The sequence below is a fragment of the Streptomyces sp. NPDC087420 genome, assembly GCF_044744165.1.
In the GTDB taxonomy this organism is placed as follows: domain Bacteria; phylum Actinomycetota; class Actinomycetes; order Streptomycetales; family Streptomycetaceae; genus Streptomyces.
Genome location: NZ_JBIUXU010000011.1, coordinates 328,031 through 341,806, shown reverse-complemented (window position 1 = coordinate 341,806; position 13,776 = coordinate 328,031). Strand labels below are relative to the sequence as shown.

General features: G+C 72.6%; 10 protein-coding genes. 9 read left to right on the top strand and 1 reads right to left on the bottom strand.

Annotated elements, in window-relative coordinates; translation table 11 throughout:
• Positions 1-137 precede the first annotated feature (137 nt).
• From ACIO1C_RS24520 to moeZ, 9 genes are all read left to right on the top strand, one after another.
• Entirely contained in the window at positions 138-1,871 is a 1,734-nt protein-coding gene (locus ACIO1C_RS24520) for an ABC transporter substrate-binding protein (RefSeq protein ID WP_401866823.1), read from the top strand.
• Positions 1,868-2,890, top strand: coding sequence for an ABC transporter permease (locus ACIO1C_RS24515; protein ID WP_401866821.1), 1,023 nt, complete (start codon positions 1,868-1,870; stop codon positions 2,888-2,890). The genes ACIO1C_RS24520 and ACIO1C_RS24515 overlap by 4 nt, the downstream gene beginning before the upstream one ends.
• Positions 2,887-3,876 (top strand): ABC transporter permease, encoded by a 990-nt coding sequence (locus tag ACIO1C_RS24510; RefSeq protein WP_401866819.1) that lies wholly within the window; start codon positions 2,887-2,889, stop codon positions 3,874-3,876. The genes ACIO1C_RS24515 and ACIO1C_RS24510 overlap by 4 nt, the downstream gene beginning before the upstream one ends.
• Entirely contained in the window at positions 3,873-5,600 is a 1,728-nt protein-coding gene (locus ACIO1C_RS24505) for an ABC transporter ATP-binding protein (protein WP_401866817.1), read from the top strand. The genes ACIO1C_RS24510 and ACIO1C_RS24505 overlap by 4 nt, the downstream gene beginning before the upstream one ends.
• Before the next feature lie 189 nt (positions 5,601-5,789).
• Positions 5,790-7,604, top strand: coding sequence for a glycosyltransferase (locus ACIO1C_RS24500; protein WP_401866815.1), 1,815 nt, complete (start codon positions 5,790-5,792; stop codon positions 7,602-7,604).
• Entirely contained in the window at positions 7,597-8,937 is a 1,341-nt protein-coding gene (locus ACIO1C_RS24495; RefSeq protein WP_401866814.1) for a hypothetical protein, read from the top strand. Before ACIO1C_RS24500 ends, ACIO1C_RS24495 begins: the two co-directional genes overlap by 8 nt.
• A gap of 178 nt (positions 8,938-9,115) precedes the next feature.
• A complete protein-coding gene (locus tag ACIO1C_RS24490; protein WP_401866812.1) occupies positions 9,116-10,090 on the top strand; it encodes an NAD-dependent epimerase/dehydratase family protein in 975 nt (324 codons plus the stop codon).
• Complete coding sequence (locus ACIO1C_RS24485; protein ID WP_401866810.1) at positions 10,078-10,842, top strand: spherulation-specific family 4 protein; 765 nt, start codon at positions 10,078-10,080, stop codon at positions 10,840-10,842. The genes ACIO1C_RS24490 and ACIO1C_RS24485 overlap by 13 nt, the downstream gene beginning before the upstream one ends.
• Positions 10,843-10,912: 70 nt before the next feature.
• Positions 10,913-12,091: an adenylyltransferase/sulfurtransferase MoeZ gene (gene moeZ, locus ACIO1C_RS24480; protein WP_401866897.1), complete on the top strand. Its 1,179-nt coding sequence runs from the start codon at positions 10,913-10,915 to the stop codon at positions 12,089-12,091.
• Positions 12,092-12,178: 87 nt separating this feature from the next.
• On the opposite strand, the gene ACIO1C_RS24475 is transcribed toward moeZ, so the two are convergent.
• Complete coding sequence (locus ACIO1C_RS24475) at positions 12,179-13,771, bottom strand: alpha/beta hydrolase (RefSeq protein ID WP_401866809.1); 1,593 nt, start codon at positions 13,769-13,771, stop codon at positions 12,179-12,181.
• Positions 13,772-13,776 lie beyond the last annotated feature (5 nt).

Genomic DNA, 13,776 nt, shown 5'->3' with positions numbered 1-13,776 from the left:
AGGCGCGGCCAGCCGGTTCACTCTCCCCACCTCGGTCACTGCTGCCTGCCTCCGGCCGGAGGGCGATTCCCGCCGTCCGATCTCCCGGCACCACCCCAACCCCCCTGCCTGTGCAGCACACCGAGAGGCTTCTTCCGATGCGTCAACCGTCCGTCATTTCCCGCCGCGTGGCAGTGGCAGCCGTCACCCTGGCCATGGCCGCGGGCGCCGCCGCCTGCGGCCCCGAGGACAACGATGCCAAGGGCGACGGCGGCGCGGCCTCGGCCTCCGGCAAGCCGCAGAAGGGCGGGACGCTCTCGGTGCTCAACAACGAGCCGCAGACCGACTTCGACCCGGCGCGCCTCTACACGTCCGGCGGCGGCAACGTCCCCTCGCTCGTGTTCCGTACGCTCACCACCCGCAACCGGGAGAACGGCGCGGAGGGCAACAAGGTCGTCCCCGACCTCGCCACCGACACCGGCCGCCCCAACGCGGACGCCACCGAGTGGGCGTACACCCTCAAGGACGGGCTGAAGTTCGAGGACGGCTCCCCGATCACCAGCGCCGACATCAAGTACGGCATCGAGCGCTCCTTCGCGGCCGAACTGTCCGGCGGCGCCCCGTACCTGCGCGACTGGCTCATCGGCGGGTCCACGTACGAGGGCCCGTACAAGGACAAGAAGGGCCTCGCCTCGATCGAGACGCCCGACGCGAAGACCATCGTCTTCAAGCTCAACAAGCCCGAGGGCGACTTCCCCTTCCTCGCCACCGCCACGCAGTTCGCGCCGGTGCCGAAGGCCAAGGACACCGGGACGAAGTACGAGGAGAAGCCCGTCTCGTCCGGCCCCTACAAGGTCGTCAAGAACGAGGGCGACGGCGAGCACCTCGTCCTGGAGCGGAACCCCAACTGGTCGGAGAAGACCGACGACGAGCGGCACGCCTACCCGGACAGGATCGACGTGAAGGCGGGCCTCGACGCGGCCGTCATCAACCAGCGCCTGTCCACCAGCACGGGCGCCGACGCCGCCGCGATCACCACCGACACCAACCTGGGACCGGCCGAGCTGGCCCAGGTCGGCAGCGACAAGAACCTCGCCTCGCGTGTCGGCACCGGGCACTTCGGGTACACCAACTACCTCGCCTTCAACCCGAAGGTGAAGCCGTTCGACAACCCCAAGGTGCGCCAGGCCATCTCGTACGCGATCAACCGCACCAGCGTCGTCAACGCCGCCGGCGGCTCCGCGCTCGCCGAGCCCGCGACGACCTTCCTGCCCAACCAGCCGGCCTTCGGCTACACGCCGTACGACCCGTTCCCGGCGGGCAAGACCGGTGACCCGGTCAAGGCCAAGGAGGTGCTGAAGGAGGCCGGTTACCCGAAGGGGCTGACCATCACCCTCACGCACTCCACCGAGCAGAACCGCGAGACGAGCCCCGAGGTCGCCACCGCCGTCCAGGAGGCGCTCAAGAAGGCCGGCATCACCGTCAAGCTCGACGGCCTGGAGAACAACGCCTTCGGCGAGGCCCGCAAGACCGTCTCCAAGGAGCCCGGCTTCTTCCTCTCCCGCTGGGGAGCCGACTGGCCGTCCGGCGGTCCCTTCCTCGCCCCGATCTTCGACGGCCGCCAGATCGTCAAGGACGGCGCGGGCAACTTCAACCACGCGCAGCTGAACGACCCCGCGGTCAACAAGGAGATCGACGAGATCAACAAGCTGACCGACCCGGCCGCCGCCGCGAAGCGCTGGGGCGCGCTCGACAAGAAGATCGGCGAGCAGGCGCTCGACGTCCCCCTCTTCCACCCCGTGTACAAGCGGTTGGTCGGCAAGGACGTCAAGAACGTCGTCATCAGTGACTGGACCGGCGTCCTCGACATCTCGCAGGTCTCCGTCAAGTGACCGCCGCTGATCTCCTGACGTCCGAGGCGGCGACCCCCGTCGCCGCCTCGGGCGGGCGCCAGGTGTGGCGACGGCTGCGCTCCCGCCCCTCGGCGGTCGTCGCGGCCGTCGTCCTCGTCCTGCTGGTGGTTCTGGCGCTCGCCGCGCCGCTGCTCGCCGCGCTGGAGGGCCAGGACGCCAACACGTACCACGACAGCCTGGTGGACTCCGCGCGCGGCGGGGTGCCGACCGGCTCCTTCGGCGGGGTGAGCGCCGACCACTGGCTCGGTGTCGAACCCGGCACCGGGCGCGACCTGTTCGTACGGATGCTGTACGGCGCCCGGGTCTCCCTCCTCGTCGCCCTCGGCGCCACCGTCGTCCAGCTCGCCATCGGGGTGGCCGTCGGCCTCGCGGCCGGCCTCGGCAACCGCTTCCTCGACACCTTCCTCAGCCGCGTCACCGACGTGATGGTCGCGCTGCCGTTCCTGGTCATGGGCATCGCCCTGACGGCCGTGGTCCCCTCCGAGTTCCCCCGCTCGCTGCTGCTGATCCTGATCATCGGCCTGCTCAACTGGGGCGGTACGTCGAGGATCGTGCGGGCCCAGACCCTCAGCCTCAAAGAACTCGACTTCGTCGCCGCCGCCCGCCTCGGCGGCTCCGGCAAGCTGCGGGTGGCCCGGCGCGAACTGCTGCCGTCGCTCGCCGCGCCCGTCATCACGTACGCCTCGATCCTGCTGCCCTCGAACATCGTGACCGAGGCCTCGCTCTCCTTCCTCGGCGTCGGCGTCAAACCGCCGACCCCCTCCTGGGGACAGATGCTGTCGAGCGCGCAGACGTGGTTCCGCGCCGACCCCATGTACGTGCTGCTGCCCTCCGGGGTGCTGTTCGTGACCGTCCTCGCCTTCACCGTGCTCGGCGACGCGGTCCGCACCGCGCTCGACCCGCGCGAGGCCAGCCGGCTGCGGATCGGCCGCACCCGCAAGAACGCGGCCCGTACCCCCCGTACCGCACGCAAGACGCCCGAGGGAACGGCCTCATGACGCGCTACCTGCTCAGACGGCTCGGCGGCGCGCTGCTCGTCCTGCTCGTCCTGTCCGTCGTGATCTACGCACTCTTCTACGTGGCCCCGGGCGACCCGGCCCGGCTCGCCTGCGGGGAGCGCTGCTCGCCGCAGCAGGTCGCGCAGGTCAGGGAACAGCTCAAGCTGACCGACCCGGTGTGGTTGCAGTACGCCCACTTCATCCAGGGCATCGTGGCCGGCCGGGACTACTCGACCGGTACGGCCATGCTGCACTGCGACGCGCCCTGCCTCGGCTTCTCGTACCAGACCGACCAGCAGGTCACGCAGCTGATCATCCAGCGGCTCCCCGCCACCGCCTCCCTCGCGTTCGGCGCGATGGTGGTGTGGCTGGTCATCGGGGTCGGCACCGGCCTGCTGTCCGCGCTGCGGCGCGGGGGGATCACCGAGCGGGTCCTGACCCTGTTCACCCTCGCGGGCACCAGCACCCCCGTCTTCATCCTCGGGCTGCTGATCCTGATGGTGGTCTGCGCGTACCTCCAGTGGCTGCCGTTCCCGTCGTACGTGCCGCTCACCGAGGACCCCGAGCAATGGGCGTGGAACATGCTCCTGCCGTGGTTCACCCTCGGCCTGTTCGAGAGCGCCAAGTACGCGCGGCTCACGCGCAGTTCGACACTGGAGACACTCGCCGAGGACCACATCCGCACCTTCCGCGCGTACGGCGTGGGGGAGCGGACGGTGGTCGGCAAGCACGCGCTGCGGGGCGCCGTACCGCCGGTCATCGCGCTCAACGCGCTCGATGTCGGTACGGTCCTCGGCGGCGCCGTCCTCACCGAATCGCTCTTCAACATCCCCGGCATCGGCAAGACGCTGATCGACGCCGTGAAGGTGATCGACCTGCCGGTGGTGGTCGGGGTGGTCCTGGTGATCGGTACCGCCGTTGTCCTGGCGAACGTGCTCGCCGATCTGCTGTACGCCGTGGCCGACCGGAGGGTGGTGCTCCAGTGACCGAACGACTGGTGACGGAAGGTGGGCCCTTGGTTGTCGTCAAGGGACTCACCGTCGATTTCACGACGGGGCAGGAGTCGGTACGGGCCGTGGACGGCCTGTCCTTCACGCTCGACGCGGGCCGGGCGATCGGCCTGGTCGGGGAGTCCGGCAGCGGCAAGAGCACCGTGGCCGCCGCCCTGCTCGGGCTGCACCGGGGGACGGGCGCGGAGGTCGGCGGCACGGTCCTGGTGGACGGTACGGACGTGAGCACGGCCTCCGACCGCGAACTGCGGGCGCTGCGCGGGGCGGTGGCGGCGATGGTCTTCCAGGACCCGCTGTCCTCCCTGGACCCGTACTACGCGGTCGGCGACCAGATCGCCGAGGTCTACCGCGTGCACACGGACGCCTCGCGCAAGGCGGCGCGGGCGCGGGCCGTCGAGGTCCTCGACCGGGTCGGCATCCCGGACGCGGCGCGGCGGTCCCGGTCCCGGCCGCACGAGTTCAGCGGCGGGATGCGGCAACGCGCGCTCATCGCGATGGCGTTGGCGTGCGAACCCCGGCTGCTCATCGCGGACGAGCCGACGACGGCCCTTGACGTCACCGTCCAGGCCCAGATCCTGGACCTGCTGCACGACCTGCGCCGGGAGACGGGCATGGGCCTGCTGCTGGTGACGCACGACGTGGGGGTGGCGGCGGAGAGCGTGGACGAGGTGCTGGTGATGCGCCACGGCCGCCAGGTCGAGACGGGCACGGTGACAGAGGTCCTGAGCGCCCCGAGGGAGGCGTACACGCGGGCACTGCTGGCGGCGGTCCCAAGGGTGGACTCACCCCTGACGAGGACGTCCGGGCCACACCCAGCCCGTCCGGCGCTTGAGGACGGAACCGCCCACCCCGTGGGCGCGCACCGCGACGACGACGTCCTCCTGGAGGCCGTGGACCTCCGCAGAGAGTTCAAGCGCGGCCGCACAACCATCACCGCGGTCGACGGCGTCAGCCTAAGCGTCCGCCCCGGCGAAACCCTCGGCATCGTGGGCGAGAGCGGCAGCGGCAAGACCACCCTCGGCCGCATGCTCGTCCGCCTCCTCGACCCCACCGCCGGACAGCTCCGCTACCGGGACGCCGACATCGGCGCCCTGTCCGAGAAGGAGCTGCGCCCCTACCGGCGCGAACTCCAGATGGTCTTCCAGGACCCCGTCTCCTCGCTCAACCCGCGCAGGTCCATCGGCGAGTCCGTCGCCGACCCGCTGCGGGCCGCCGGCGTGCTCGACCAGGCGAAGACCGTCGCGCGTGTACGGGAACTGCTGGAGCGCGTCGGGCTCGACCCCGACCGGTACGACCGGTACCCGCACGAGTTCAGCGGAGGCCAGCGCCAACGCGTCGGCATCGCACGGGCCCTGGCCGCCGAACCCCGGCTGATCGTCTGTGACGAGCCCGTCTCCGCGCTCGACGTCACGACCCAGGCCCAGGTCACCGCCCTGCTCGCCGAACTCCAGCGGGAGCTGGGCCTCGCGCTGGTCTTCATCGCGCACGACCTCGCCGTCGTCCGGCACGTCAGCGACCGGGTCGCGGTCATGCGGGCGGGCCGGATCGTCGAACAGGGCACGGTCGAGGAGGTGTACGGGGCGCCCTCCGACCCGTACACCCGCCAACTGCTCGCCGCCGTGCCCGCGCTCGATCCCGCGGTCGCCGCCGAGCGCAGGGCGGCGCGTACCGGACCGCGCAAGGACGTGGCCGTAGTCTGACGGTGCGTGACGTAAGCGCACCGTAGCGCGACGGAACGCCACCGGTGCGGGAAAGTTACGTGGATTCACCCCTTCTGGTGGTGCGACGGACAACCGTCCGTCGCACCACCGTCATGTCCGCTTACGGTCGTCCCGCTGCGAGTCGCCGATCAACGGCGGCCGCTCACAAGGGAGATCGGGGGTGTCCTCGTGCGGATCGGACTGCTCACGGACGGTGGCTATCCGTATGCGACGGGTGAGTCCAGGCTGTGGTGCGACCGGCTCGTGCGCGGGCTCGCGCGGCACGAGTTCGACCTCTACGCGCTGAGCCGCAGCGCACGCCAGGAGCGGGGCGGCTGGATCCAACTGCCGCCCCACGTCCGGCGGGTGCGCACCGCGCCGCTCTGGGCCCCGGCGGACGACGGCCGTACGTACGGACGCCGCGACCGCCGCCGGTTCGCCGCGCACTTCGGCCGGCTCGCCACGGGGATCTGCGCCACCGGGAGCGGCCGGGCGGGGCACGGCTTGAGCGACGGCTTCGGCGACACCTTCAGCGACACCTTCAGCGACGGCTTCAGTGACGACTTCAGCGAAGGGCTGTACGGGCTCGCGGACCTGGCGCGGGAGCGCGGCGGGCTGTACGCGGCCCTGCGCTCCGAGGTGGCCGTACGGATCCTGGAGGCCGCCTGCCGCGCGCCCGGCGCACGCCGGGGTGTCCAGCACGCGACCGTCCCCGACTACCTCGCCTTCGCCGACCGGCTGGAGCGCGCGCTGCGCCCCCTTTCGCTCCCTTGGTACGGGGACAGCGGCTCCTGGTACGGGGACGGCGCCTCCGGCGCGGACCGGGGTACGGACCCCGGCGCGCGGGACGGCCTCGGGGCGGTCGACCTCTGCCACGCGGCGTCCGGCGGCTCGGCCGCGCTGCCGGGTCTGCTGGCCAAACGCTTCTTCGGCGTTCCGCTGCTGGTCACGGAGTACGGCGTGCGGCTGCGGGCGCACTACCTGGCGACGGGCGGCCCCGACGCGCCCTTCGGGGACTCCGCCGAGGACCCCGGGTCGGGTGCGCCGCTCCGGACGCTGCTCGCCGCGTTCGAGGGCCTGCTGGCCGCCGAGGTGTACCGGCGGGCCGACCTCGTCACCCCCGGCAACACCCACGCGCGCCGCTGGCAGGAGCGGTGCGGGGCCGACCGTACAAAACTGCGCACGGTCTACCCCGGGATGGAGGCGGAGCGTTTCTCCACGGTCGGGGAGGCCGCGGGGAAGGCCGGCCACGGCGGCGATCCCGGCACGCTCGTCTGGGTCGGCAGGATCGAACCGGCCAAGGACCTCATCTCGCTCCTGCACGCCTTCGCCCAGGTGCGGCGGGCGGAGCCGGGGGCGCGGCTGCGGATCATGGGCGCGGCGGCAGAGGGGGCCGAGGCGGCGGCGTATCTCGCCCACTGCCGGGCCCTGGCCGACCGGCTCTTCCCCGGCGGGGCCGCCGACGCGCACCCCGCCGGAGAACACCCCGTCTCCTTCGAGGAGATCGGCGGCCCCGGGGCACCCGAACTGCCCGACGCCTACGCGGCGGGCGGGGTCGTCGTGCTCTCCAGCGTGGTCGAGGGCTTCCCGGTCAGCCTGGTGGAGGCGATGTTCTGCGGCCGCGCGACCGTCTCCACGGACGTGGGCGCGGTGGTCGAGATCGTCGGCGGCACCGGGCTCGTCGTGCCCCCGCGCAATCCGCGGGCACTCGCCGACGCGTGTGTCGCGCTGCTGCGCGACCCGGAGCGCCGCGAACGGCTCGGCGCGGTGGCGCGCGCCCGCGCGCTCGAACTCTTCACCGTCGAACAGAACCGCGCCGCGTTCCACGGCATCTACCTGGAACTCATCTCGCGCGCCCCCGTGCACCGCCCGGCGGACACGGTGGACGCCGCAGGCTCCCCCCTCCCCTTCGCCCGCCCGGCGGAGGGATACGTCCCCGGCCGCTGGACCACCTCCCGCGAACCGGTCGGCGCCCGCGCGGGAGCCGGAGGCCTCCATGTCTGACCACGCCCCCCGCACGCCCCCCACCCCGGCGCGCACGCCCCGCACCCCCGCCCGCGCGACCCCGCCCGCGCACCGCGACACGCCCCCGCCGACGGCCCCCCAGCCGTCGACCCCTCTGACGGGCCACGTCCCGGCCGGCGAGACGCGCATAGCCCGGCCCGCCATGACGGCGGGCCCCCTCGCCCCGGCCGCCGGGCCCGCCGACCCCGCTGCCGTCGTCTTCACGCCGCTCGTCACCGGCGGGCCCGTACGGCGGCCCGCCGCCCACGGCGGATCCGCCGATCCCGTCCGGGGGCTGATGCACCGGCACCGGGAGCTGTGCGAACGGGCCGTCGACCCCCTGGAGATCGCCGCCGGACTCGAGGCGTACGGAATGACCGACCGGACCGCCGCGCGGTTCCGGCACCGTGACGTGTTCTCGCTCGCCGAGGAGCTGTACGCACGCGTCCCGCGCGGGGCACACGGGACCGCCCGCCCGGCGCGCGTCGCCGATGCCCGCGCCGGGTGGGCGGGGCGGACCGGACGCGGCGGCTGGGCCCTCCTGGTCCTCCTCCCCGGGCTTGTCAGCGCCCTGACCCTGCTCGGCCTCGACCACAGCGGGGGACAGCGACATCTCGCGGTCGGCCTCGCGGGCGCCCTCGCGCTCTCCGGCGCCCTGTCCGCGTGCCTGCGGCGCGGCCCCCTGCGCGCCGACGACCGCCGTACCGTCCCCGCCGCGGGCCTCTCCGTCCACTGGCTGCTCGTCTATCTGGTCTGCGGCGACGGACTCCTCGACCAGCTGGTCGGCGGCGGCCCCGACGGCCCCTGGCCCGCGTCCCTCACCCCGCTCGCCGCGCTTTCGTTCGCCGTCGCGCCCGCCGCCTGGTGCGCCCACCTCTTCTCCGTACGGGCGCGGCGCAGACTCCACCACAGCCGGGGTCTCGCCGACTTCACCGCCCGCGCACGCCCCCTGCTGCTCACGCTCGTGGGCCTGTACACCGTGGCGCTGGCCGGGCTTGTCGCGGCCGCCGGGCGGGTCTTCGGCGAGGGGGGCGCGCCCGCGCACGCCGTCGCCGTGGGCACGCTCCTCCTCCTCGCCCGGCTGCTCACCGTCCATGGCTTCCCCGGGCCCGCCGCCACCGGACTCGTCACCGCCTGCGCCGTCGAGGCCCTGGCCTGCGCGTCCGTGCTCGCGGGCCGCCTCCCCGGCGCCGACCTGCTCGCCGTACCGGTCGCCGGCCTCGTCCAGGCCTGGGGCCCGGGCGCCGTCCCCGCCCTCGCCTGCGGCGGCGCCGCGCTCGGCCTGCTCGCCCACGCCGCCCTCGTACTCGCCCGCGCCTCGGCCCACACCTGAGGAGCCACCCCCCTACCCCCGTATGCCCTAGGACCGCACCACCCCCGTATGCCCCTACGAGCACCACCCCTGTACGCCCCCATAAGGAGACGACCCACATGACCCCGCACTCCCCAGCCCCGGCCCCGGCGCCCGCGCCGGACCACCGCCCCCGTCGGCACAGAGGGGCGGTCGCGCGATGAGGGTCCTGCTGCTCGGCGCCAACGGTTTCCTCGGCCGCTTCGTGGCCGACCGGCTGCTCGCCGACCCCGCCGTGCATCTCACCGCACTGGGCCGGGGCGACGACGCCGACGTACGGTTCGACCTCGCCGGCGGCAGCCCCGGCGCGCTCACCCGCTTCCTGGACGCCGTCCACCCCGGGGTGGTCATCAACTGCGCCGGCGCCACGCGCGGCGGCGCCCGCGAACTGGTCCGCCACAACACCGTCGCCGTCGCCACCGTCTGCGAGGCCCTGCGCCGCAGCGGCTGCGGCGCGCGCCTCGTCCAGCTCGGCTGCGCGTCCGAGTACGGGCCCTCCCCGCAGGGCTCGTCGACCGCCGAGGACGCCGTGCCCCGGCCGGGCGGCCCGTACGGCGTGAGCAAGCTCGCCGCGTCCGAACTCGTCCTCGGCTCCGGCCTCGACGCCGTCGTCCTGCGGGTCTTCTCGCCCGTCGGCCCCGGCACCCCCGCCGGCTCCCCGCTCGGCCGCCTCGCGGAGGCCATGCGCCGCGCCATGCAGTCCGGCGACGGCGAGCTGAAGCTCGCCGGCCTCGGCGTGCAGCGGGACTTCGTGGATGTACGGGACGTGGCGCGCGCGGTCCACGCCGCCTCCCTCTCCGCCGCGCAGGGCGTCGTCAACATCGGCACCGGACGCGCCGTGAAGCTGCGCGACGCCGCCGCCGTCCTCGCCAGGGTCGCGGGCTACGCGGGCGCCCTGCACGAACTGGACGCGCCCGGCGGCCCGGTCCGCACCGGTCACGCCGCCCTCGGCGCGCAGCGCGGTGAACCGCTCGTGGAACACCTGGGCATCGGGCCCTCCCCGTACCCCGACGGCTGCGGCAACTGGCAGCAGGCGGACGTACGCACCGCCCGCGACCGGCTCGGCTGGCGTCCCCGCATCAACCTGGAGGAGTCCCTCGCGGACATCTGGATGGAGGCGGCATGCCGCATCTGACCACCGCCGGAGGCCGTCTCTCCGCCACCGGCGCGGACCGCCTCGGCCTCGGTGTCCCCGGATACGCGCACCCGCTGCTCGCCCCCGTCGAGTGGGCCGGGCTGACCCGCGCGGGCACGCCCCTGCACTGGGCCGTCCTCAACGTCGCGGACGGCCCGGGCTCCCGTCCCGACCCGCACTGCCTGGAGGCCGCGGGCCGCCTCGGCAACGCGGGCGTGCGGGTGCTCGGGCATCTCGACCTGGCGTACGGGGAGCGGTCGTTCGGCGAGATCGTCGCCGAGGCACAGGACTACACCGACTGGTACCGGGTCGGCGGCTTCTACCTGGACCGGTGTCCCTCGACCGGCTCGGACCTGACCGGCATACGGCTGACGGCGGCCACCCTGGAGGTGGTGTCCGGCGGCGGCCACCTCGTCCTGGGCCACGGGACCCATCCGCACCCCGGGTACGCCGAGATCGCCGGCCAACTGGTCACGTTCTCCGGGCCCTGGGACAGATACCGCTGGTCACAGGCGGCCGAGTGGACCGCCGACCACCCGCCGGAGCGGTTCGTCCACCTCGTCCACGGGGTCCCGCGCACCCATCTCGACGAGGCGATGCGCGTCGCCCGCTGGCAGGGCGCGGGCACGATCTTCTTCACCGACCGCTTCACCGACCGGGGCGACAGGACGGGAGAGAACAACCCCTTTGCGACGTTGCCCGGCTACTGGGACGAAATCGTCTCGCGAGTCGGACCAGGTGTCTCGGAATGAGCCGGGCCGTGGCAGTGTTACAGGGAAGAATCCTTATTGAATGACCGACCAACCCCATGTTGAGGTCCCTGTGTCGCTGCCCCCCCTGGTCGAGCCCGCTGCCGAGCTCACCGTCGACGAGGTCCGCAGGTACTCCCGTCATCTGATCATCCCGGACGTCGGGATGGACGGGCAGAAGCGGCTGAAGAACGCGAAGGTGCTGTGTGTGGGGGCCGGTGGCCTCGGCTCACCGGCCCTGATGTACCTGGCGGCGGCCGGTGTCGGCACGCTCGGCATCGTGGAGTTCGACGAGGTCGACGAGTCGAACCTCCAGCGCCAGATCATCCACAGCCAGGCCGACATCGGCCGGTCCAAGGCGCAGTCCGCCCGTGACTCCGTCCTCGGGATCAACCCCTATGTGAACGTGGTCCTCCACGAAGAGCGGCTCGAAGCCGAGAACGTGATGGACATCTTCTCGCAGTACGACCTGATCGTGGACGGCACGGACAACTTCGCCACCCGCTATCTCGTCAACGACGCCTGCGTACTGCTGAACAAGCCGTACGTATGGGGTTCGATCTACCGCTTCGACGGCCAGGCCAGCGTCTTCTGGTCCGAGCACGGCCCGTGCTACCGCTGCCTCTACCCGGAGCCCCCGCCCCCCGGCATGGTCCCCTCGTGTGCCGAGGGCGGCGTGCTGGGCGTGCTCTGCGCGTCCATCGGGTCCATCCAGGTGACCGAGGCGATCAAGGTCCTCACGGGCGTCGGCGAGTCGCTCGTCGGCCGGCTGATGATCTACGACGCCCTGGAGATGCAGTACCGCCAGGTCAAGGTCCGCAAGGACCCGGACTGCGCGGTCTGCGGGGAGAACCCGACCGTCACCGAGCTGATCGACTACGAGGCCTTCTGCGGCGTCGTGTCCGAGGAGGCCCAGGAGGCGGCGGCCGGCTCGACCATCACTCCCAAGCAGCTCAAGGAGTGGATGGACGACGGCGAGAACATCGAGGTCATCGACGTCCGGGAGCCGAACGAGTACGAGATCGTCTCGATCCCCGGCGCCAAGCTGATCCCGAAGAACGAGTTCATCATGGGTACGGCCCTGGCGGGCCTGCCGCAGGACAAGAAGATCGTCCTGCACTGCAAGACGGGTGTCCGCAGCGCCGAGGTGCTTGCCGTGCTGAAGTCGGCGGGCTTCTCGGACGCGGTGCACGTGGGTGGCGGGGTCATCGGCTGGGTCAACACGATCGAGCCGGAGAAGCCGGTCTACTAGACCGCGTCCTAGGACGTCAGGTGTACGACTGTGGGGCGGGCCGGACGCGGCCCGCCCCACAGTCATGTCCGGCTGTCTCTCAGGCTTTCAGGTGCAGACCGTGCCCGCCTTCGGCACCTTCCCGTTCAGCAGGAAGCCGTTCACCGCCTTCTGGACGCAGGCGTTGCCGCTGTTGTACGCCCCGTGGCCCTGCCCCTTGTACGTGATCTCCACGCCGACGCCCTTGCCGAGCGCGTCGACCATCGCCCTGGCCCCCGCGTACGGCGTCGCGGGGTCACCGGTGTTGCCGATGACCAGGATCGGCGCGGCGCCCGGCGCGCTGACGTCCGGGTGGGCCCACTGCCCCGGGACCGGCCAGCGCGAGCAGGACATCATGCCCCAGCCCAGGAAGTCCCCGAAGACGGGCGACGCCTTCCGGAACTCGGGCAGCCTCGCCCTGGTCTGCTCCAGGGTGTAACGGTCCTTGGAGTCGACGCAGTTGATCGCCGCGTTCGCCGCCTGGAGGTTGCTGTACCGGCCCTGCTGGTCGCGGCCGTTCATCGAGTCCGACAGGGCCAGCAGCAGGGCGCCGCTGCCCGCGTCCGCCTCGTCGAGCCCCTGTTCCAGCAGCGGCCAGAACTCCTGGGAGTACAGGGTCTGGGCGATGCCGTTGGTGGCCTCGGTCTGGGTCAGCTTCCGGGTTCCGATGCCGGCGATGGGCTTCTTGTCGAGCTGCCCGAGCAGCCCGGTGATGAACGCCTCGATCTCCTTCGGGGTGGTCCCCGGCAGCTTGCACGCGCCGCCGCGCGACACACAGTCCTTGGCGAAGTTGTCCAGCGCGAGCTGGAAGCCCCGCGCCTGGCCGAGCGAGCCCTGCTCGGAGTCCTGGCTCGGGTCGACCACCGCGTCGAAGACCGTCCTGCCGACGGACTTCGGGAACTGGTGGGCGTACACGCCGCCCAGTTCGGTGCCGTACGAGATCCCGAAGTAGTTCAGCTTCTTGTCGCCGAGGACCTGGCGCATCATCTCCATGTCCCGCGCGGCGCTGGTCGTGCCCACGTGGGGGAGTGCCTGGCCCGAGTTCTTCTCGCAGGCCGAGGCGTAGGCGGAGAGGTTCTTGGTGAAGGTCTTCTCCTCCGCCGCGGTGTCGGGGGTGGCGTCCTGCGCGTAGTACGTGTCCAGCTGCTTGTCGCTCTCGCACTCCACGCCGTCGCTGCGGCCCACTCCGCGCGGGTCGAAGCTGACGAGGTCGTACCGGCCGCGCAGGGTCTCGTAGTCCGGGGCGAAGGACGGCAGCGCGGTGATCCCGGAGCCGCCGGGGCCGCCGAAGTTGAAGACGAGCGAGCCGAGGCGCTTGCTCTTGTCACGGGCCTCGGCCCGGATCAGGGCCAGCGCGATGGTGTCGCCGTCCGGCTTCGCGTAGTCGAGCGGCACGTCCATGGACGCGCACTGCCACCGCACGCCCCCGGGGAGCGGCGAGGGGGCCGTACCGCCGCCCTGCGCGGCGCTGGGCGCCTTGCACGCCGTCCAGTCCAGCCGCTGGGAGGCGAGGTCCTTGGGCCTGTTCCGGTCGCCGCCGTCCCTGCTGACGGGGCCCGCGCTCATGGAGCCCCCGCTGTCGGAGCATCCGGTGACGGCCAGGAGGGCGGCGGCGGTGGCAGCGGCGAGCGGCGCGGTGCGCCGGGCGGAGGGGGTCGGCATGGATC

Excerpts from the sequence above, each read along its gene's own strand:
- ACIO1C_RS24510 (WP_401866819.1), top strand. The coding sequence starts at position 2,887 with ATGACGCGCTACCTGCTCAGACGGCTCGGCGGCGCGCTGCTCGTCCTG.
- ACIO1C_RS24475 (WP_401866809.1), bottom strand. The coding sequence starts at position 13,771 with ATGCCGACCCCCTCCGCCCGGCGCACCGCGCCGCTCGCCGCTGCCACC.
- ACIO1C_RS24495 (WP_401866814.1), top strand. The coding sequence starts at position 7,597 with ATGTCTGACCACGCCCCCCGCACGCCCCCCACCCCGGCGCGCACGCCC.
- ACIO1C_RS24520 (WP_401866823.1), top strand. The coding sequence starts at position 138 with ATGCGTCAACCGTCCGTCATTTCCCGCCGCGTGGCAGTGGCAGCCGTC.
- ACIO1C_RS24485 (WP_401866810.1), top strand. The coding sequence starts at position 10,078 with ATGCCGCATCTGACCACCGCCGGAGGCCGTCTCTCCGCCACCGGCGCG.
- ACIO1C_RS24490 (WP_401866812.1), top strand. The coding sequence starts at position 9,116 with ATGAGGGTCCTGCTGCTCGGCGCCAACGGTTTCCTCGGCCGCTTCGTG.